Source organism: Ignavibacteriota bacterium, from assembly GCA_013285405.1.
In the GTDB taxonomy this organism is placed as follows: Bacteria; Bacteroidota; Ignavibacteria; order Ignavibacteriales; family Ignavibacteriaceae; genus IGN2.
This window is the reverse complement of sequence record CP053446.1, coordinates 2391678-2413094: the sequence shown is the minus strand read 5'-3', so window position 1 is coordinate 2413094 and position 21417 is coordinate 2391678. Positions and strand designations below refer to the sequence as shown.

Sequence of the window (21417 nt, the reverse complement as noted above, 5' to 3'; positions counted from 1 at the left end):
TCATAACAGAGATCATTGAGAAAAAAAATTAAACACCTAAAACTTTTCTCTTCAAAATTTGTGATGTGTTTTTCAACAGTTGGCTGTTGAAATAATTTACATTTTTTGTTAACCGGATTGTTTAACAATTCGTCAGAAAAAATTTAAGTCCTTACAAGTCAATGTGATACAAGAATAAAAAAAAATTATTTTGAGTTGGCATCTTGATTGCAACTTCATTAATAAAAACATTCTTGAAAGGAGAATATCATGCTAACATTTATTTTAATTCTTGTTATGGTTTTCATCGGCGTTGAACTGCTTGTCCGATTTGTTATAGAACCATTGGCATCAAAAAAGAAAAACAAATTGGCGAAAACCTACATACCAAGATTCGATCCTACTATCCGTCTTGCAAGTGAAACGATGTACGACGGTGGTGAAATTCACAAAGACGGTAAACCGATTGATGCGAATGATGAGAATTCCACAAGCGATTCAAACTCAAATAAAAATAATTAAATAGTAAAGGATACATTATGGTTGCGATTTTTGTTCTGACTGTATTTTTATTATTTCTTGTGGTTGACTTTTATGTATTAAAAGTCCAGGGAAAATTTCATCCCGCATTTGAACCTGAATTATCTCAACTGAGCCTGCCAATTTTTGAAAAAGCAAAATTTGCTGTTCCTTCAAATATATTTTTATCGAAAGGTCATACCTGGCTGCAGCCGGATAATAATGGATTAGTAGCAATTGGTGTGGATGAATTCGGAGCTAATGCTTTGGGTTCATTATCAATTTTATCCTGTGCAGAAACGGGTAAACAAATCAGGCAGGGAGATTTATTATTTGAAGGCGCATACGGAAACAAAAAAGTAAAATTCTTCTCTCCCATTGATGGAATTGTAAACTCAACTAACACAAATATTATTAATAAAAAAATTGGCGATCCGTATAAAAACTGGGGCGTTAAATTATCATCAAAGGATTTTACTGAAAGCCGCGATAATTTTTTTACCGGTAATGATGCCAATAACTGGATGAAGAAAGAGACTTCCAGATTGAAATCATTTATCAACAAGCATCTGCTGAAAGTTGAAGCCGCTGGTGCAACAATGTTTGATGGAGGAACATTGACAAATGAAACAGTTGATTCATTGGATGAACTGAGTATTACTGATTTTGAAAAAGAATTTTTATCACTTTAAAGAAACTGGGAATTAAATGTCGAAAGAAAAAGGACTCCTATTTGATGTAACGCTTTGTGTAGGTTGTGGAGCTTGCTACCAAGCCTGCAAAGAGCAGAATAACTTAAAACAAACAAGTAATGATTTTTTGAAAGATCACCTATCCGACAATACATTTACAATCGTTGAGCAATATGACAACCTGTACGCAAGAAAACTTTGTATGCATTGTAATGATCCGGCTTGTGTTTCCGTTTGTCTTGTTGGCGCAATTAAGAAGCAGGAATCCGGTGCTGTGGTTTATGATGCTGATAAATGCATTGGATGCAGATATTGTATGCAGGCTTGTCCTCATCATGTTCCAAGATATGAATGGAGTTCAACACAACCAAGAATTAAAAAATGTAATATGTGCACCGAACGTGTTAGCAAAGGTCAACTGCCTGCTTGTGTTGATTCTTGCCCAACCGAAGCAACTTTATTCGGTGACAAAGAACAGTTGATCGAAATTGCCAAAAAAAGATTATTAAATAACCCTGAGAAATATTATCAGCATATTTATGGTCTTGAAGAAGCCGGTGGCAGTAACGTTATGATTTTATCTCCGGTTCCATTCGAACAATTAGGTTACATCTCAAAGCTTCCTAAAAAGGCAATGCCGGATTTCACAGCGCAGGCGATGGATAAAATTCCATCCGTTGTTGTTGGTGGTGGAGCGTTTTTAGCCGGGATGTACTGGCTTACTAAAAGAAAAAATCAAATAGCTAAAGAAGAAAAAATTAATAATAAAGAATAATGAAAATGACTATTAAAAAAATATTAAAACCTTCGTTCTGGAAAGTTGTCTCAGTTATCATTGTAACAATGGGCTTAGTTTCCACTTATCTTAGATTTACAAAAGGACTCGGCGCAACAACAAACTTGCAAGATTCTGTTCCCTGGGGATTATGGATTGGATTTGATTTTATTGGTGTAGGTCTTGCTGCTGCAGGATTTACTATCGCTGCAACTGTTCACATATTTAATATTCACAAATATGAGTCTCTTGTTCGTCCTGCAATTCTAACAGCTTTTCTCGGATATATGGTTGTTGTCTGCTTGCTTCTGGTAGATCTTGGCAGACCAGAAAACTTCTGGCATCCATTAGTGATGTGGAATATTCATTCAGTTATGTTTGAAATCACCTGGTGCATTATATGTTATTCAACTGTTCTGCTTCTGGAATTTGCACCGGTCATTCTTGAAAAATTCAAACTCAAAGGTCCTATTAAAATTCTTAAAATAATTTCAATCCCTGTCGTGATTGCTGGTGTGTTATTTTCAACATTACACCAATCATCGTTTGGTTCTCTTTACCTGATCGTTCCGGGAAAATTACATCCATTATGGTACTCGTCTTTGTTACCTGTGCACTTTTTTATTTCCTGTGTTGCAGCAGGTTTATCAATGATAATATTTGAATCGTATCTGATTGCAAGAAGTTGTACAAAAGAACAAGGATTTACTAATACAGGTTTGAAAATAAATATTTTATCTGGTGCAGCCTTTGTAGTTTGGATTGCACTGATTGCCGGATTGCTGTTAAAGCTGTATGATTTTATCAGCAATGGAAAACTTCATTATCTAACTGTTCCTTCATTAGAAACAAATTTATTTTATTTAGAAATAATTCTTGGAACAATTTTCCCTATCATTTTGCTCAGCAATAAAAAAATCAGACAGGATAAAAAGTGGCTTTATATTATTTCAATTTGCGTAATCAGTGGATTGATACTTAATAGAATAAATGTTGCCATCACAGGATTAGCCGCGACCTCAGGAGTAAATTATTTCCCATCATTCGATGAAATCAGTATCACAATGATGCTTGTTGTTATGGCAATATTTGCGTTCAAATTAATTGCGAAGAACTTCTCCCTTTTTGCAGATGAAGATTCTGAGCATACAAGCAACGTCATTGCTTCAAATAAACCGAAACCAATAATTTTAAGTGAACAATATGAATAACAAGGATATATTCAGAAACAACGATTATCAAAGCCTGAAGTGTATCTGGATGGCTTCAAAGATCGTCGAGTACAAATTGTGCGATAACAACTTTGATTGTGAGAATTGTCCGTTTGATAAAGTTATGACGAATCTGCTTTGTGATAACCGAACAGAGAATCACGATATTTCAAACATTACAAATGTTATTACACAAAATCTGAACAGCATCAGGTTTGATGATCAGATTATCTATCTGAAAAATAACCTGATGGTTAAGCAAATATGTCCAAATACTTTTTATCTTGGTTTAAATCCTGTACTCATTAGTTTTCTTGATTCTATAGATAGCATAACAGTATCCGAATGCAAAAAAAATATTATCAAAGGAAAGGAGATTCTTCAAATCTCAGGTGAATGGGGTTCTGTGAGTATTTCTGCACCAATGAATTTTTTAATACACGATATTCCCGGTGATCCGACAAAGGTTATTTTTAATTCACAATGGTTTGCAATAATTGATGCTGCAAATCAGGAAATTGAAAAAGGAAAGTTATACAAACCTGAATTGAAAAATCTTCACGCTAATGCAATCGGTATAATTGAAGATATTAAATCATACATCCCGCAGGTTGGTAATACTATGATGGATGGTGGAACGAAGATAAAATATCTTTATCAGCTTGTTGGAAAAAATAAGTATTTAAACATTTTAAAATCGCTGATTTCAAATTAAGATTTTATCATTTTGCTAATAAGTATCTTGCTTTTTTAATTGCTCCAAAACACAATTCCTTTTTCTCACTACTTTGTGCATTTGAAATAGATTGTAAATCGTTGAAGTATTGTCTAACTTTAAACCACTTAGATTAAAAAAATTATGAAAATAGGGGTTTTAAATAGACTAAGTTTTCGACTCATCATTTCTATTTCGTGTATCCTCGTTGTAATTCTCTCAGTTTATACTTACTTCATTATAAAAAATCTTGATAGTTATCTGACTCACCTGAGATTTCAGAGTGCTTATAACATCAGTGACATAATTAAAAAATCTACTCGCTACGGAATGCTTTTAAATCGGCGGGAAGATGTTCATCAGATTATAAATACCCTTCGATCCGAGATTGGAGTTGAAGAGATCCGCATTTATAACAAACTTGGTATAGTAATTTTTTCTACCAAACCGGAAGAGATTCTCTCTCAGGTTGATTTAACAGATGATGCTTGCATTGTATGTCATAACAGTTCTGTTCCCTTAAAAAGTTTAACCAACGAGGATAAAATCCGGATTTATAAAAACTCAGATGATAAGAGAATACTGGGTTTGATTAATCCGATTCAAAATGAACCTGACTGTTCAAATGCTGATTGTCATGCTCATTCGTCCGATACAAATATTCTCGGTGTTCTTGATGTAGGCGTGACTCTTGATGAGCTTGATACTATAATTGAAGAAAGTACGACAAGAGTAATTTTGGTTTCAGTGTTTCTGGTTCTTATCATTTCTTTTTTTACTGATCTGTTCATAACAAAGTTAGTTAATAAGCCGATTAAAAAAATCAGAGCCGGTATAGAAGCAGTTGGTAATGGAAATTTAGATTACAAAATTGAACTCAACTCTAAAAACGAGTTGGGTCAAATGGCTTACCGGTTTAATGAAATGTCAACCAAATTAAATGAGGCATACAAAGAAATTAAAAACTGGTCTGAAACACTAAATGATAAAGTGAATGAAAAAACAAAAGAGCTGAAAAATATTTATGATCAGGTCAATCAAATTGAAAAACTGGCTTCGCTTGGAAAATTATCTGCCACAGTAGCTCATGAATTGAATAATCCGCTTGCAGGAATTTTAAATTACAGCAAGCTGATATCCAAAAAATTACAGAATCTTCAGAAAGATACTGAGCATCAGAAAATGATTGAATTTCTTGACATTATCTCACACGAAGCTGCACGATGCGGTCAAATTGTAAAAGACTTGTTGATATTTTCCCGTTCTGAACAAGATGAGTATGCTAAAGAAGACTTATTGAAAATTACAGATAACAGCATTACTGTTATCAATCATCATCTCGAAATTCATGGAATAAAGTTGATAAAGGATTATCCTGATGTTCCGATTTTAATTTATTGTAATGCAGACAAAATTCAGCAGGCACTGATGGCTCTATTGATTAACTCAATTGAAGCATCACCTGATGGAGGAAAAATAACCGTCAGCATTGTCCCCGAACAAAACAACATAATAATAAAAGTTGCAGACGAAGGAACCGGAATTTCGAATAAGGATTTACCTCATATCTTTGAGCCATTTTATTCTACTAAAGAAGATTCTAACGGTACAGGACTTGGGCTGCCAGTTGCTTACGGAATTATTACTAATCACGGTGGAAATATTGAAGTTGAAAAAACTTCAAACCAGGGAACTACATTTAAAATAACTTTGCCAACAGCCGAACACGCTGTATAAGGAATTCAATTATGGAGAAGCAAGAAAAAATACTGATAGTAGATGATGAAAAGGTTATCAGAGAATCACTTCAAAACTGGTTTGAAGATGACAATTATCTCGTTGACACAGCAGAAAACGGTGAAATTGCTTTAAAAAAATATACGGTTGAGAAATATGATCTTCTTCTTGTTGATATGAAGATGCCGGGTATGAGCGGATTAGACCTGCTCTCCAAAATTAAAGCAATTGATAAAGATGCTCTTATTATTCTCATCACAGCATTTGCCTCAGTTCCTACTGCGATCACTGCTTTGAAAAATGGTGCATACGATTATGTAACAAAACCGATTGATCCTGATGAACTTTCACATCTTGTTAAACGTGCTCTCGAACAAAAAGCTCTGAAGATGGAAAACATTCAGTTGAAAGAAAATATTGATGAGATAATCAAGCCCGATAATCTGATCGGTGAAAGTTTTCAAATGAAAAAAATTCTTGAGCTGGTACACACCGTTGCTAAAACAGATACTACAGTAATGATCAGGGGTGAGAGCGGAACCGGAAAAGAACTGATCGCAAAAGCAATTCATATTAACAGTAACAGAAAATATTTTCCGATTATAACTGTTAACTGCGGAGCTCTTGCAGAATCACTTCTTGAAAGCGAATTATTCGGGCACGAGAAAGGGTCTTTCACCGGTGCTCAATTCAGAAGAAAAGGAAAATTTGAAATGGCGGACCGTGGAACAATATTCCTCGATGAGATCGGTTCAATCTCCCTTAAAATGCAGGTGGAACTTTTAAGAGTGATCGAATCAAAACAATTCAACCGGGTTGGCGGAAATGATTTAATAAAAAGTGATTTCAGAGTTATCACCGCTACAAATGAGGCACTTGAAGAACTTGTGAAAACCGGAAAGTTCAGAGAAGATCTTTATTACAGGTTGAACGTATTTTCAGTTGTTATCCCTCCATTAAGGGAAAGAAGAGATGACATTCCTCTGCTTGCAAATTTTTTCATCAGGAAATTTTCAACTGTGATGAATAAGCCGGTGAAAACAGTTTCAAAAGAAGCGATGGAATTCCTTATAAATCATGATTGGCCGGGCAACGTCCGTGAGCTTGAGAATGCTATTGAAAGAGCGATGGTTGTTGGTAAATCAAATTCTATTACAGTTGATGATCTTCCCTTCCATCTATCACAAATCAATGGTCTGTTTACTGACGATGATAAAAGTCTTGCATCGATGGAAAGAAAATTTATTCTTAGAACATTAAATGAAAATAACTGGAATATTTCCAAAGCTGCTCAGTTACTTGAGATTGACAGAGTTACACTCTACAACAAAATAGATAAATATAGTTTGCGCAAAGCTGAGTATTGATGGAACTTTTCATTGCTCCTGTTAAATTCCATAATATGCCTCTGCTTCAAAATCTTATTGAAGAATTATCAAAGCGATTTTCCTCAGACATAAAAGTAATAGACTTAAAATTAAATATTGATAATTTCTTTTCAGCCGAAAGGAAGCAATATTTTTCAACTCAGATTATTGCAGAAGCAATTAAGCTGACTGATAAATTTGATGGCAAGATTGTTATGCTAACTGATGTTGACATTTTTGTTCCGGCGCTGACTTTCATTTTTGGTGAAGCCCAGTTAAACGGAAAGCATTCTATTCTTTCCGTCTGCCGGCTGTACGAGGAATTCTATTCAAACATTTCGAACAAACATCTTCTGCTTGAAAGAACAATTAAAGAAGCACTTCACGAATTAGGTCATTGTTTTGGTCTTCGTCATTGTCTTGATTGGGATTGTGTGATGCATTCATCTCCGGGAATTGAAGAAGTTGATATCAAAGGTATTAGTTACTGCCGTAAATGCAGTTTGAGTATTAAAGATTACAGGTACTAATTAATTCCGCCAGCTTATTTCATTCTGACTAACTGACGATCAATATTTATCAAAATTTTCCGTTTTGTTTTACTGAACAAAGTCATTTGTTCATGAAGCCAGACTATGAGTTCTTCCACAGCGTGGACATATCACAGTATCTTTTTTAAAGTCAGGTGGAATTTTTATTTTCAGTCCACATTCACAATCAACGAAAGAATAGTTATTGACCTTCATCATTATGTCACCTGCTTCCCGTTTTACTTGTTTGGTCAAACCAAGTGGAATTGATGAAGAAACTATTTCCTTCAAACCAACTGAAGTTTGATCGGCAAGTCCGGAAGAAGGAATCAGATTAACTTTATGTTTTTTTACTACATTGAAAGCATTCTGATAATCGATGTAATTTGCTCCACCTGACATACTTCTGAGAATTCTAATTCTTTCAGAGATTGGTGGATGAGTGCTTGTAAGATCAGATAGTTTTTGCTCTTTAGGTTTTAAAGGATTAACAATATACATCGGTGCGGTTACTTTGTTCGCAGTCTTTAACTCAATCGTATTTTGAGAAATTTTTTCCAGAGCAGAAGCAAGTCCTTCGGGATATCTTGTATAACGAACTGCTGATGCATCTGCTAAATATTCTCTCTTTCTTGAAATTGCAAAGTAAAGAAGCTGAGCAAGTATCGGCGCAAGTATTGCGAATGCAATTGCAACGATCATAATTATCAATTGTCCCTGTCCACTGCTCTTTGAAGATTTTGAACTATATCTTCCTCCACCGAACCAAAGACTTCTTAGAAAAACTTCAGAGATTAAAACAATACTTCCAAGCATAATTCCTGCAAAAGTCATAAACATAACATCGCGATTGACTATATGAGAAACTTCGTGAGCAATAACTCCCTGCAGTTCATCCCTGTTCAATCTTGCAAGCAAGCCAGCAGTAACAGCAACTGCACTATTTTCTGGCTTGATACCCGTTGCGAAAGCGTTCGGTGCAGTTTCATTCATGATATAAATTTTTGGCATAGCAGGAAGTCCCGCAGATATTTTCATTTCTTCAACTACATTAAATAGTTGTGGATGAACATCTTTTGTAACTTCTTTTGCACCACTTACTGCTAACAGTATTTTACTTCCGCTGAAGTAACTTATGAGTGAAAGTATTCCCCAGATCACAAGTGCAAAGAAGATTCCGATGAACCCACCGCCATCAGCGTAATATGCACTTCCAAAAAAATATCCCAGAAGTAATAATGTGATTCCAAGAGAAATAAAAAGTATCAGCGATTTTCTTCTATTGGACTGTATAAGTTCCCACATCAGTTAATTGCTCCAAAAAACTTTTGTCCATATAATTGTATAGATGAATGTTTTAATGATTGCATACTGTGTTTAATTATTTAGTTATTAGTTATTTGTTAATAGTCATAGTTTATTAGTTGCCTGTTTTTGTTTCTGGTAACCAATAAGTAGAAACTAATAGACATAACCGAAAACTTCTAAACCAAAACTAAAAACCAACAAACAAAGAACTAAATTTTCAGAAGCTAACTTTTGGTACTTCTTTTTCCTTTGCATCTTCAACCTGGAAAAATTCTTCCTGCATAAACTTGAACATTCCCGCAATAATGTTTGATGGAAACATCTGAATCTTATTATTATAAAATAATACCTGATCGTTATAACTCTGTCTTGCATACGAAATTTTATTTTCAGTTGAAGTAAGTTCTTCTTGCAGCGCAAGAAAATTTTGATTTGCTTTTAAGTCCGGATAATTTTCAACCTGAACACGAAGTTGCCCAAGAGCACCGCTTAGTAAACCCTCAGCTTGTGCTTTTTCACCAACTGTTCCGGCATCCATTGCCTGGCTTCGGTATTTTGTAATGTTCTCCATAATCTCGCGTTCGTGCTTCATATAACCTTTTACAGTTTCTAAAAGGTTCGGAATAAGATCGTGTCTTCTTTTTAATTGAACATCGATCTGCGACCAGGCATTTTTTACCCTGTTCCTCAACTGAATTAACGAGTTGTACATCGAAATCACAAACAATACAACCACTGCGATCACAATGATTACGATAATTAAACCGGTCATTTATTACCTCCATTATTTTGGGATGAATTTTCAAACATATTTTTTAAAAGATTAATTATTTTATTTTCTTTGTTCACAGATCCGAACTCAACGACTTTTTGAAGTTCGCCTTTATCGAACCAGATCCCGTGATTCTTTTTGCATTTATCAACTACAACTTTTCCTTTCTCACCAACTTCAACTTTTATCATTTTCTTTCTGCAGATTGGGCACTTGTGGCTTTTTTCATTTACAGCTTCAGCTTCTTTAAACAAATTGATTAGTCTGTTTCTTTCTTCATGCGATTCAAGAAGCAGTTCCAGCTCGCCTGCATCAAGCCAGACTCCTGCACAGTTTGTACAGTAATCAACTTCCACTTGCTCTAACTCGAGCACGATCATTGGATTATTACAAACGGGGCAGAGCATTTAGTTGGTTCACTTAATTTTTCATCAATTATTTAACTAACTTATAAAGTACGCTCTTATTGTCTATAATAGATTTTAATTCTGAATAAGGTATTGTCAGTTCAGTCGGACCAAAAGCATACGCAGTAATTTCATAATTGTTATAGTAAAATACAAGACTGCTGTCGCCAATCAAAAAATTATCATTCAGATAAAACTTATTATTTTCAAACCAGAATCCCGCCTGACCAAGATCAGCATCAGGCGAAAGCTCTTTCATTTTTCTGAATTCGGCTTCTGCAATTTTTGTTAACTCCTGCTGTTTATCTTCAGAAATAATTTCATCAAGAGAAATTTCTTCACCGTTAGTCAGAAGAAAATTTTTAAAAGTTACGTAAGTATTCGGGTGAGCCCCGCCAGTATATGAGTATTCCATATAATCAATAGAGAAAATATTTTCTTTGTTAAATTTAACTTCACCTGATCTTTCAATAAACCACGATTGAAAGGCATCCGGAAATTCCTTCATAAATGATTCATAATCGTTTATAAATATCTCCATCTGAGAATTAAAATCAATTGAAGCTGCTCCATCTTCACCGCTTGAAGAGAACAGGTTTTCAATTGATTTGTTGACTTTATTTTTTATTGTTTCATTCTCATATTCAGTTATCTCCGGAAATTCAATTTTTATTTTTGCACAATTATCCTCCCGCAGACTATCACATCCCGCAGATTGTTTTTCATACTTCACTACTTCATACTTTAATTTATTCTCTGACGGCGTATTGTCACCACAGCGATAAAATAAAAAGAATGCACAGACCGAAATGAAAACCAGAAATATTTTTCTCATTTAATTATACTTAATTAATAATTGATGATTATTCTCGAAGCAAAAATAAATAACATTAACAAGAATTACTTATTAATTCAGCTTCAAAACAATAAAACTGAATCTGTTCTTCGAATATTTATTAGATTAGCACAAATGAAGAAAAGAATTTATAAACTCAATAACAAGGAAATCCGGCTTGGTGAAAATGAAGCTCACATCTGGAATTTCGATCTGAATAAATATCTTAATCTGATTGATAAGTTCAAAAGTATTTTATCCCGTGAAGAATTAATCCGAGCCGGTAAATTTTATTTTAACAGAGATAAATACTGGTTCATTATCAACAGAGGTTTGTTAAGAAATTTTGTCAGTATTTATACATCGATTCCAGCAAAGGAAATTAAATTTGTCTTTAATAATTTCGGTAAGCCATCGTTAGCAATTGATGGGAACAGCACGCATCTTCACTTTAATCTTTCTCATTCTAAAAACTTTTTAAGTATCGGTTTTATTATCAATAGCCAAATCGGGATTGATATAGAGTTAATGAATCTATCGAAAGACCATCTCAGGATCGCAAAAAGATTTTTTTCTAATTCGGAATTTGATAACCTGTTTTCTTTTCCAGCTGATAAATTGCGTGATGGATTTTATTCCTGCTGGACAGCAAAGGAAGCTGTAATTAAATTATTCGGAATGGGACTTTCATTCTCACTAAAGGATTTTGATGTGGAATTGAAAGAATTGAAACCTGACGAATCCTATAAATACAAAGTAAATTTGAAGAAGCAGTCTGCAGATTTATTTATTGAAGTTTTCAAATTAAGTAATGCGATTTATGGTGCTTGCGCAGTGGACAATGAAAAAGCCGAATTTATTCATTGCTATTTTGAAGATGAAAATGCTATTACAGATTTATTTGCCTGAGTGAATTCAATTAAAGATTATGAATCTTTATTAGTTCTTTTATGAGTTTTTTAATATCAGGTTCATTTTGATTTGATTTACCAATTGGGTCTTCAAATTCATCAATTCCGAGAAGCCTGCGAATTGTATTAGTTACACCATAACTTAATACATCAAGGTCATATCCTCCTTCCAGAAAGAAAATTATTTTTCCACCGCAAATATTTTTTGCAAAATTAATTAATTGTTTTGATATCCAATTGAAACCAACAAGACTTAAATCAAGATTTGCAAGTGGATCTTTCCAGTGAGCATCGTAACCGGCAGATATTAAAATTAAATCAGGTTTGAATCTTTCCAAGGAAGGAATTACAACCTCTTCATAAACAATTTTCAATCCTTCATCACCAACTCCAGCTTGCAAAGGAATATTTAAAATAGTTCCTTCTGCATCGCCTGATCCAATTTCATTTATTGAACCGGTACCTGGATAAAAAGGATATTGATGAGATGAAATGAAAAGAATATTTGGATCATCACCGACAAGTGCCTGGGTTCCATTTCCGTGATGAACATCGAAATCAACTATCGCAATTTTATTTATTCCTGTTTGAGTCAAAGCAAATTTTGCAGCGATTGCAATGTTACCAAATAAACAAAATCCCATTGCACGATTTGAAAGTGCGTGGTGTCCGGGAGGACGAAGCAGTGCAAATCCATTTTTTAATTTTCCATTGATTACATTCTTAGTTAAATCAATCGAACTTCCTACGGCAGTTGCAGCAGCGAGAAAAGAATATTTGGTTGAATAGGTATCCGGATCAAGATAACCTCCGCCCTTTTCACAAAAACTTTTTACATATTGAATGTATTCTTTTGTATGACAGAGTCTTATTTCATTAAAATCAGCTTGCCGGGATTTTACCTGTGCAAGTTCCTGTAATAATCCTTTTTCTTTTAATGTTGTGATGATAGACTTTAGCCTTGCGGAGTTTTCAGGATGACCATGAAAATCGTGTTGTAAGAAAATGGGATCGTAAACTATACCGGTAATTAGATTAGTCATTTCTAAAATTTGAATTTATAATTTAGAATGTGTTACAAGGTTTAAAATATACAATCGGGAATATAAACTGATAATTAATTTCAGCAAACAACACTATTTCAAATGGATTCCTTCGGAAGAATTCGTCAATTGCCGAATCTTCGACCTACGACTCCCTGATTAATCCGGCATCTGCCGGACTCTAACCAACTGAGATTTTCTTCCTTATAAAATCTCTTCCCTGATGTGTCTTCAATTCCTTCTCCCTTTTCATAGCTGACGATCTTGTCACAAATTCTTCATAGTAAATCAATTCCCACGGTATGTAACTTTTTGTGTATCTTGATTTTCCTTCGTTGTGGTTAGCTACTCTTTTGTCTATGTCAGATGTTGAGCCAACATATATCTTATCATATTTCCGTGAATACAAAGCGTAAGTGTAATACATTTTTCTTGTTTTATTTAAAATAAAATATCCGGCAACTACCGGATATTAGCTCCGCAGGTAGGACTTGAACCTACGACTCCCTGATTAACAGTCAGGTGCTCTAACCAACTGAGCTACTGCGGAATTCTTTGAAATTGAGGGACAAATTTAACGACTCATTTAACATATGTCAAGAATTCTTTTAGGTTGATTTCTTCGTGCATTTTGAATCAATTTTAAGTTTTTATTTCGTGAAGTGCATTCACTTTATTGAAGGATTCAAGTTCCTGATTTTGTTAATAAAAATTTTGGGAGAGAAGTATAAATAGCACTTTTTGATTTCTGTTTTTTAAAAATATTCACGTCAATTTCGACGAGGTTTTTTCACAGAATTATTTTTCACCAAAATATTCTCTATCAAAAATTCTTCTTCGTAATATTTACAGGAAGGATTTATCATGACGACAATTCTATCATCTCATAATAAAACTTTTCTCAATAAATATTTTTCCTTTTCCAAATGAATTTGTGTACTCCGCCAAAACTGACTTTTTCAACTCGCTAAATGAGACAAAATTCTATTCATACCCACCGATGGCATGTCAGTTGAGATATGAAGAATAACTTTTACTTACAACTAATATTAAATGACAAATTAACTGCGGAAAAAATTTTAACTCTTCCTATCTCGACTCAACCACAACCACCATATACCGGCTTCGCTTGAAGCCGGTTTTTTTTTGATAATAATTAGTACAAAAAAATGCCCCGTTAATTTCCGGGGCAATTAGTTTTATTGAAATTCAATTCAGGAAATTATCTTCGATTCCTTCAGCCTTCTTGTCATTGCAATAAAGAAACCGATAACCATCACCACAACACCAACCCAAACGAGATTTATAAAAGGCTTTATGCTTGCTGAAACACTTAATACCTCTTCAGATTGGGTTTGCTGAATTTGGTTTGTAGTTTCATTACCATTAAGCGAAGATACTGCAATATCAATATTGCCTGCTGAAAGATTTTCTAATTCGATTTTTAAATTCATATCCTTTGATTCGAATGAAGTAAATTCGACCTGACCATTAGTTAATTTTCTGATTAATTCAGTTTCTACCTTCTTTCCATCCTTTTCTATTTCTATTACTGCACCCATTTGGAAATCTTTTCCTTCACTCATTAATTGCATTGTTTCAGCAGCCATATCGAATTTTGTAAAAGTTATTTTTGTTCCGTCAAACTCCGTCGAGCCGCCTTTTTCGAGTGAAATATGATTATGTGAGTGCTGGGTATTCATCTGGCTGCCATCATCATAACCAAGAGGAGCGAAATAAATATCTTTTGTAAGTAGAGTAAGAATTGCAGGCTCACGAACTATACTATTATTGAAATCGCTCCTATACATCACCGGAGCAATTGTATAAACTGAGTTATCTTTTCTGACATCTACGTTGAATGCATACTTTGTATTATTCTCAACGGGATAAATTTCAGTGAATGTTAATTCATAACCAAAAGCTGTCGAGGGTTTTCCTTTTACAAGTTCTACTGTAACTTCCTGGCTGTAAACTGCCGAACCAATTACTCCAAGTATAAACAAAGCAATTCCGGTATGTGCAACATAAGCACCAAGCATTTTCATATTGCCTTTTACAATTTTTATTGCGATATCAAGATTCACAAAAAGTGCAAATGAAGTTGTGAGTGAAAGTATTATTATCATTATTTCACTGACTCCACCAAATATCACAAGCATCATCGTAAATAAAACAGCACCAACTGCTGCATAAGTCGATTTCTTTATAAGTTCATTTGCATCTGATCTCTGCCATTTGATCAGTAAACTAATTCCATTTAAGAACATTATTATAATTACTAGAGGAAGATGCATTTCGTTATAAAAGGCTGTATCGACTGAAGTCCCAAAAAGAGGTGCAGAAGTGCCGGCAAGAACAATTATTGCTGAAGCAATTAATACAATCATTGCAGTGAAAAGCGCGAGTTCACGGGAAAGAATACTTTCTTCATCTTTAATATTTTCGTTTAAAGTTTTCCATCTGTAAATAATCATACCAATTCCAAGAAACAAAAATGTTCCCATAAATAATACGAGGAAGAAATAAACGATCATTCCCGGATCAACAAAAGAATGAACAGAAGCATCACCGAGTACACCGCTTCTCGTTAAAAATGTGCTGTAAAGAACCAGTACATAAGTAAGTACGCATAAGAATAAATTAGTCTTTGCGTATTTACCAATTCCACCTTTTGCCTGACTTTTCTTTTGAACAAGTAAAGTGTGAATTCCTGCAACACCAACAAGCCACGGAATCAAACTTGAATTTTCAACCGGATCCCATGCCCAATAACCACCCCAACCAAGCATTTCATAAGCCCAGTAACCACCAAGCATAATTCCTAAACCAAGTATTCCCATTCCAGCCAGCATCCATGGGAATGCCTGTCTTACCCAATCTCTGTAATCATTTTTCATCAATGCAGCAATTGCGAAAGCAAATGGAACAGTTGCCATTGAAAATCCTGCAAACAAAATGGGTGGATGAATCTGCATCCAGAAGTTTAATAGTTGAGGATTCAATCCTTTGCCATCTATGATGAATTGATTCATTGAGTATCCTGCTTGAGTTAGCAGTGAAGCAAATTGTGAATCAATTTTTATAAATCCCTGATTCGTACTTTGATCAGTAAAATAAAATTGCTGGATGAAAGGAAGATTAAAAAGGTTTGAATTGAGATGTTCAATTTTTATGAATGTCGGGTTCATCCAGATATATTCAAAAGGATTTTTAAACCATGGTGAAACCATTACAAGTAAGAATGATGTTGCCAAAGTGAAAACAGCCATTACGCGTGGTTCGAGATCACCTCTTTTAGAAGTATATGACTGAAGAATTATCCCAACTATCGAAGTCATTAATAGCCATAGCATAAAGCTTCCTTCCTGCCCTCCCCAAAATGAAGAAGCGAGCTGGAAAAGTCCAAGATTTCTCAGTGCATTATTACTGTAACTGTAAATGTATTGATATTGATACTGGTGTGTTAAAATTGAATACCATAAAAACACGGAAGCAGAAATGACCAGAACAGCCATTCCGTGAAATGCGATTCTTCCATAATTAAGTGTGTTGGTATATCCACGATAATTCAGGAAATACATTATCATTGATATAATGCTGAATGCAAGCGCAAGTGTGAGTATTATACTTCCTACCATTGATTCCTCGATCTATGTTATATGCTGATTTTTAATTTAAGTTACCTGGCAAAATTATTATTACTACAAAATCTCAACTAATTCATCAATCGAAATTCTTGCCTGTCGTAAAATTGATTTTAGCGTGGTTGGATTTAAGTCCTTGTTATGAACGGGAACAGTAACGAGTAAATTTCCTTTCTTTAGCTGAACGTGGCTGCCCATTGTCTAATCACAATAAATTCAATTTTCTTAAGCGCTTTAATCAATCTTTCCGGTTTTACAACAGGAAGTTTAGGCATACGCCTTCACTGAAAAGTTTATTTTAAGTGGAAATTTTTCAACAATTTTTTCGGGAGACTGTGATAATGGATTTCCTTCTATAGGAACAGGTCGCAGTACAGGTAAATTATTTTCAATGGCAGATTCAATATATAAAGATACAGCTTCAAACAAATTTTTCTTTGCTTCGGCTATATTCTTTCCTTCCGATGCAACATCAACCTCAATACATAGCGAACTGAATGCTGAACCATCCTTTAATACAATTCCTGTGAAAACAAATTTTGACTTTTCCATTTTAAACTTTTATAATGATGAGTTTGTAGTCTGCTCTTCATATTTGCTTGGACATTTAGTTAGAATGTCCTTTGCGTGAAAATAACCGTTTTGATATTTACCGGTTACGACAACACTTGTTGCACTTTCGAAGTTATTAGGAATTGTGCCTTCATAAACTACATTCATCTGTTTTCCATTGTGATCACTCATCACGAAAGAGAATGTTTTACTCTGATTGTTGATCTGATAATTCTTTTCTTTAACCCAGCTTCCTGTTGCTTTTACAGTTTTTTCTGTTGACATCACCTTGTTGAAATCATCAACGTACTCAATATTACTTTGAGTAAATAAATAACCCATCAACACAAGAAAAACCGCGATTATAATTCCGCCGAATACATATTTATTTTTCATTTTTTATCTCCGCTTAATTCTTTTTCAATATTTTTTAATCTTTTATCGAGTGTGAACATATAGAAAAATATTCCAACCCAAACTATAAGAACAATTATCATCACAATATAGATAGCATTGTCCTGCAAAAAATTATATAGACCGTCCAAAATATCTCCTAATTAACTTGCTGATTGACCGGTTAATTGTTTATTAAGTTTATCTTTAATGATTATTGATCTGTAACCAACTCTCCACATCCAAAAGTATAAAACTGTAAACCCAATTAATGAAAGGAAAAATATTAACTGCATATTCGAATTCATTTTAAAATCTATTACCGGGCTAACTTGTTCTTCACCTGGATTTGTTGGTATTGATCCCGGATGAAGCCCTTTCATTATCCTCGGCATAATGAATATAAAAAATGGAACTGTTACAAAAGCTATCAATGAATAGACTGAAGAAAGTGTTGCTCTTTTATCTTCAGATTCAATTGAAGAACGTAGAGCAAACAAAGCTCCATAGATTAATAAAATCGCAAAGATACTTGTTTGTCTTGGATCCCAGCTCCAGAATTGTCCCCATGCAAATTTTGCCCAAACGGCACCAGTAACAGTAGCAAGAATACAGAAAATCATACCGAGCTGAGCTGCTGAATATGCTTTTGCGTCTTCATCAAGATTTTTAGTTCTAAGATATCTGAAACTGAAGATTGTTGACATAAGAAAAGCAATCACTGTAAGCCATGCGGTCGGAACGTGAAAGAATATAATTTTTGCGTTTTCTTCAAGCCCGGGAATGAATGGAAATTCGTACCACGCACTCGGTTTCTCAACAATTGGAAATGCAATTCCTGCTATTGATACAAATGCTAAAAGTAAGAATAATAGAATTTTCCAGATCATAATTTATTTGTTCAAAAATCCTGTGAAATTGGTTAATCTTTCCATATAAAATCGAACAACATATAAGATGCGGTAAGCATAATTACATCGTAACCAACAACTATTGCTAATTCAAACTTAGATTCTTCAAAGCTTGTACCATCGATTGAGAACAAAGTTAATTGTACACAGGTAAGAATCAAAGGTAATAAAATCGGAAATGAGAGAACGGGATAAAGAGTTCCTTTTGCACCAGCTTTTGCAATAATGGCAGCAATAATAGTTGATGAAACAGCAAGTCCAATATTTCCAAGTATAAACGTTAATAAGAAAAGAGGAAAATTTTGAATAACGAACTTTTCGAACAACGCTGAATAGAGAATGGCAATTACTAAGTTCATACAAAAGACGAGAATCAGATTAAAAATCAGTTTGCCGGAAAATACTGTGGAAGGAGAAGCAATTAGTTGAAGTGTGAGAGTTGTTCCTCTTTCTTCCTCAGAAACAAAAGCTCTTGAAAGTCCGGACATTGCGGTAAAGAAAATTACGACCCAGAAAAGTCCGCCGGTTAAACTTTCAGTTATGGTTTCATTCCCGATGGAGAAAAGAATAACACTAATGGCAACAATGATAAACATCGCTAGCGAGTTTATCGCATAACGAGTTCTCATCTCTGAGTGAAAATCTTTTTTAAATAATGAGTATGGTTTCAATCTTGTATATTTTTTTAATTTTTAATAGAACGCAGATTACGCTGATTGAGCAGATCTGCGCTGATCTTTAAAATCTGCGTCACCTGCGTTCTATTGTTTTAAAATTTTCCAATAATATTTTTTCGTGGCACAATTCTAAATCCCGTTCTTCATTTGAAGCGATTACAACGATTCTTGATTTTCCTTCTTCTCGAACAATATCGTACACAACTTTTTTTCCTTCTTCATCAAGATTGGAAGTTGGTTCATCAAAAATCAGAACTTCAGGAGAATGCATTAAAGCAAAAATGAATTTCAACCTCTGTTTCATTCCCGATGAATAGGTTTTTACAAGATCATTTTTTCTTGAATCGAGCAAAAATTGTTTTAAATAAAATAATATTCGCTCCTCATTAAATGGAACTCCACGGATCTGTGAAAATATTTTCAAATTTTCCCACGCAGAAAATTCTTCGTATAAAACCAAATAGGGAGAAACAAAACCGATATGATTATGAATCTGTTCCGGAATTATTTCGCCAATTGAATTTTTATGAATCAGTTTGCCTGATGAAGCACTAATGAGTCCGGCAACAATTTTTACTAGAGTAGATTTTCCTGAACCATTTGGACCTGAGATTCCAAAGATTCCATTCTCCATCCAATTAAAATTAATGTCTTTAAAAATTAATCTTCTTCCGAAGAGTTTGGAAAGATTTTGAGATTGGATTGAGTAATTACTCATTGAAGATTACTACTTTTCCTTTTCCAACCTCATCCCCTTTTTTAATCACGTAAATGTAAACACCTGAAGCAAGCTTGTTGTTATTATCGTCCATTCCGTTCCAGCTAATTCCTTCCTGCCCGCCAGGAAGAATTTGAATAATTGTTTCCCGGCTGTAAATCAATTGCATATCGGTTGAATAAATATTTAAATCCACAGTTTCGCCAACATAAGCTTCAACCGGAATGAATACTGATGGCGAACTCAATAAATTCGATTTATAGTTAAACGGGTTTGGATATGCATACGTGAGATTACTTGCAGGAGGAATAATAAGACTATCTTCTCTTATTAATTGATTATTGAGAACTTCAGAAACTGCCCAATAACCAGGATTGCTAGCTGAAAAAGTTGAAGAGTATTCGGATGTTAATTCTCTTTGTCCGCTGTTGGGGTCATTAAATAGTGTGTACTGAAAATCAAATAATTGAGTAGGGTTTGCATTTGCTGCTGAGGCGTCTGCATTAGTTATTATCGCAACTAACGTGTCACTATTTGATGAGATATTAAATTTAACAAAGTTGTTGGCTGTCGGTGCTGACTTCATATCCGGTGGAACAGATGGGAACTGAATTGTAAAAGTTGGTATGACCAATGGATAACTATTTCCCTCTTCGAATGCTTTTTGTGGATCAGGATTCCATCTGAAACTTGTAAAGTAAGTCCATACTCCAAATTTGTTCAACTCTCTGGGAAATGATGTTTCTGCTTCATTCAGACTTTGATTGATTGCAAGAATAGCTGCCATGTTCGGAATTAATTCCCATTGTCTTTTCAATATTCCAAATCCAGTTTCCTGTCCAAACATTTGAACTAAATACAGATTCCAGATGGCAATGTTATATCCATTCTGATTTGGGAGAGCAGTAAATGGTCTGCGGAAATATGAATCCATATAAGCGTAATAATCATTCACATCATCATAAACAAATTCTTCCATCGAGGTTGAAGTAAGTTCATAAAAAAAAGTATCGGAAGATCTGTACGGATTTGTCCCATTAAATACAGAATAATTTCCCAATTGAATTGAATGATGGAACTCGTGAGCAACTGTTACTTTCATTCCATTAAGTCCAGTTGAATAATATCCTGCATAATCATCATCAATAACCATGAACGAAATCCAGTTTACGGGACCGACTTTATTTTCCCATTCAGTATAACCATAAACACTGTTGTCTTGATTAATTATATAAACATCATATTTCGAATCACCACCAGCATTGTTGTCAGCAGGAGGAGGAAGGAAACCAAGAAAATCAATTTGATATCTGTAGGCTGAATCAAGTGCGTTTGCTACTTCTGCAACATTTTGGTCAACTGTCAGTCCGCTTGAATAGTTTGGTCTGTTAGTTCCGCTTGAGTCATAATGAATTCTGAATAAACCTGATGGAGAAACAACACTTGTTTGCAGAGTTGTTGGTCTGGTTAGAAAAGTTTTTAATAGATTTTGCTGTTCAGTGGTGAAAAAATCAAAATTCGCTTTCACATCATTTACTACAATAAATCCACATTTTCTATCTTCAAGTGTTAGCTCAGAAGTTTTTTCGGTTTGAGGTAATAATTCAGGCGCTCTCAACTGTAGAAATTTACGATAAAGTGAATCAAGCTGATTACGATCCAAATTTTGTGAATAAGAATTTGATGAAAAGAGAATAATAACTAATATTCCCAATAGA

The 21417-nt window shown here is 34.3% G+C and carries 23 protein-coding genes, 1 tRNA gene and 1 pseudogene; 9 read left to right on the top strand and 16 right to left on the bottom strand.

The window, feature by feature from the left end:
• The first annotated feature begins 249 nt into the window (after window positions 1–249).
• The 8 genes from HND39_10515 to HND39_10480 all read left to right on the top strand — a co-directional run bounded on the left by HND39_10515 (window position 250) and on the right by HND39_10480 (window position 7525).
• Window positions 250–501, top strand: coding sequence for a hypothetical protein (locus tag HND39_10515; protein QKJ96678.1), 252 nt, complete (start codon window positions 250–252; stop codon window positions 499–501).
• Window positions 502–518: 17 nt separating this feature from the next.
• Complete coding sequence (locus HND39_10510) at window positions 519–1190, top strand: hypothetical protein (GenBank protein ID QKJ96677.1); 672 nt, start codon at window positions 519–521, stop codon at window positions 1188–1190.
• Window positions 1191–1206: 16 nt separating this feature from the next.
• Window positions 1207–1965: a 4Fe-4S dicluster domain-containing protein gene (locus tag HND39_10505; protein ID QKJ96676.1), complete on the top strand. Its 759-nt coding sequence runs from the start codon at window positions 1207–1209 to the stop codon at window positions 1963–1965.
• On the top strand, window positions 1965–3176 hold the full coding sequence (gene hybB / locus HND39_10500; GenBank protein ID QKJ96675.1) for a Ni/Fe-hydrogenase cytochrome b subunit: 1212 nt from the start codon (window positions 1965–1967) through the stop codon (window positions 3174–3176). The genes HND39_10505 and hybB overlap by 1 nt, the downstream gene beginning before the upstream one ends.
• The gene (locus tag HND39_10495; GenBank protein QKJ96674.1) at window positions 3169–3891 is read left to right on the top strand and encodes a hypothetical protein; all 723 of its coding nucleotides are present in this window, start codon (window positions 3169–3171) and stop codon (window positions 3889–3891) included. Before hybB ends, HND39_10495 begins: the two co-directional genes overlap by 8 nt.
• A gap of 144 nt (window positions 3892–4035) precedes the next feature.
• Complete coding sequence (locus HND39_10490; GenBank protein QKJ96673.1) at window positions 4036–5628, top strand: HAMP domain-containing histidine kinase; 1593 nt, start codon at window positions 4036–4038, stop codon at window positions 5626–5628.
• Between the two features lie 11 nt (window positions 5629–5639).
• Window positions 5640–6995: a sigma-54-dependent Fis family transcriptional regulator gene (locus HND39_10485; GenBank protein QKJ96672.1), complete on the top strand. Its 1356-nt coding sequence runs from the start codon at window positions 5640–5642 to the stop codon at window positions 6993–6995.
• Window positions 6995–7525: an archaemetzincin family Zn-dependent metalloprotease gene (locus tag HND39_10480; GenBank protein QKJ96671.1), complete on the top strand. Its 531-nt coding sequence runs from the start codon at window positions 6995–6997 to the stop codon at window positions 7523–7525. Before HND39_10485 ends, HND39_10480 begins: the two co-directional genes overlap by 1 nt.
• Before the next feature lie 90 nt (window positions 7526–7615).
• Here the strand turns inward: HND39_10480 and HND39_10475 are convergent, their stop codons facing one another.
• From HND39_10475 to HND39_10460, 4 genes are all read right to left on the bottom strand, one after another.
• Complete coding sequence (locus HND39_10475) at window positions 7616–8830, bottom strand: M48 family metallopeptidase (GenBank protein QKJ96670.1); 1215 nt, start codon at window positions 8828–8830, stop codon at window positions 7616–7618.
• Between the two features lie 220 nt (window positions 8831–9050).
• Complete coding sequence (locus HND39_10470) at window positions 9051–9605, bottom strand: LemA family protein (protein ID QKJ96669.1); 555 nt, start codon at window positions 9603–9605, stop codon at window positions 9051–9053.
• Window positions 9602–10012, bottom strand: a complete 411-nt coding sequence (locus HND39_10465; GenBank protein ID QKJ96668.1) for a zf-TFIIB domain-containing protein — start codon at window positions 10010–10012, stop codon at window positions 9602–9604. Before HND39_10465 ends, HND39_10470 begins: the two co-directional genes overlap by 4 nt.
• Window positions 10013–10040: 28 nt before the next feature.
• Window positions 10041–10847: a DUF3298 and DUF4163 domain-containing protein gene (locus HND39_10460; GenBank protein ID QKJ96667.1), complete on the bottom strand. Its 807-nt coding sequence runs from the start codon at window positions 10845–10847 to the stop codon at window positions 10041–10043.
• Window positions 10848–10982: 135 nt separating this feature from the next.
• Here HND39_10460 and HND39_10455 point away from each other — a divergent pair, with 135 nt between their 5' ends.
• Window positions 10983–11756 (top strand): 4'-phosphopantetheinyl transferase superfamily protein, encoded by a 774-nt coding sequence (locus HND39_10455; GenBank protein QKJ96666.1) that lies wholly within the window; start codon window positions 10983–10985, stop codon window positions 11754–11756.
• 10 nt (window positions 11757–11766) lie between these two features.
• On the opposite strand, the gene HND39_10450 is transcribed toward HND39_10455, so the two are convergent.
• From HND39_10450 to HND39_10395, 12 genes and pseudogenes are all read right to left on the bottom strand, one after another.
• Entirely contained in the window at window positions 11767–12801 is a 1035-nt protein-coding gene (locus HND39_10450; protein ID QKJ96665.1) for a histone deacetylase, read from the bottom strand.
• Window positions 12802–12982: 181 nt separating this feature from the next.
• Window positions 12983–13228, bottom strand: coding sequence for a GIY-YIG nuclease family protein (locus HND39_10445; protein QKJ96664.1), 246 nt, complete (start codon window positions 13226–13228; stop codon window positions 12983–12985).
• 49 nt (window positions 13229–13277) lie between these two features.
• A tRNA-Asn gene (locus HND39_10440) sits at window positions 13278–13351 on the bottom strand.
• A gap of 664 nt (window positions 13352–14015) precedes the next feature.
• On the bottom strand, window positions 14016–16442 hold the full coding sequence (gene ccsA, locus HND39_10435) for a cytochrome c biogenesis protein CcsA (protein QKJ96663.1): 2427 nt from the start codon (window positions 16440–16442) through the stop codon (window positions 14016–14018).
• 63 nt (window positions 16443–16505) lie between these two features.
• Window positions 16506–16723: pseudogene (locus HND39_10430) on the bottom strand (addiction module toxin, HicA family).
• Window positions 16716–17000 carry a hypothetical protein gene (locus HND39_10425; GenBank protein ID QKJ96662.1) on the bottom strand — a complete coding sequence of 95 codons (285 nt, stop codon included), beginning with the start codon at window positions 16998–17000 and terminating at the stop codon, window positions 16716–16718. Before HND39_10425 ends, HND39_10430 begins: the two are co-directional and overlap by 8 nt.
• 9 nt (window positions 17001–17009) lie before the next feature.
• On the bottom strand, window positions 17010–17396 hold the full coding sequence (locus HND39_10420) for a cytochrome c maturation protein CcmE (protein ID QKJ96661.1): 387 nt from the start codon (window positions 17394–17396) through the stop codon (window positions 17010–17012).
• On the bottom strand, window positions 17393–17497 hold the full coding sequence (locus HND39_10415; GenBank protein QKJ97968.1) for a CcmD family protein: 105 nt from the start codon (window positions 17495–17497) through the stop codon (window positions 17393–17395). Before HND39_10415 ends, HND39_10420 begins: the two co-directional genes overlap by 4 nt.
• A 60-nt stretch (window positions 17498–17557) precedes the next feature.
• Window positions 17558–18283: a cytochrome c biogenesis protein CcsA gene (gene ccsA, locus HND39_10410; protein ID QKJ96660.1), complete on the bottom strand. Its 726-nt coding sequence runs from the start codon at window positions 18281–18283 to the stop codon at window positions 17558–17560.
• Window positions 18284–18315: 32 nt separating this feature from the next.
• Entirely contained in the window at window positions 18316–18975 is a 660-nt protein-coding gene (locus HND39_10405; GenBank protein QKJ96659.1) for an ABC transporter permease, read from the bottom strand.
• Between the two features lie 79 nt (window positions 18976–19054).
• Window positions 19055–19699, bottom strand: coding sequence for an ABC transporter ATP-binding protein (locus tag HND39_10400; GenBank protein ID QKJ96658.1), 645 nt, complete (start codon window positions 19697–19699; stop codon window positions 19055–19057).
• Window positions 19692–21413, bottom strand: a complete 1722-nt coding sequence (locus HND39_10395) for a hypothetical protein (protein QKJ96657.1) — start codon at window positions 21411–21413, stop codon at window positions 19692–19694. Before HND39_10395 ends, HND39_10400 begins: the two co-directional genes overlap by 8 nt.
• Between the last annotated feature and the right edge of the window lie 4 nt (window positions 21414–21417).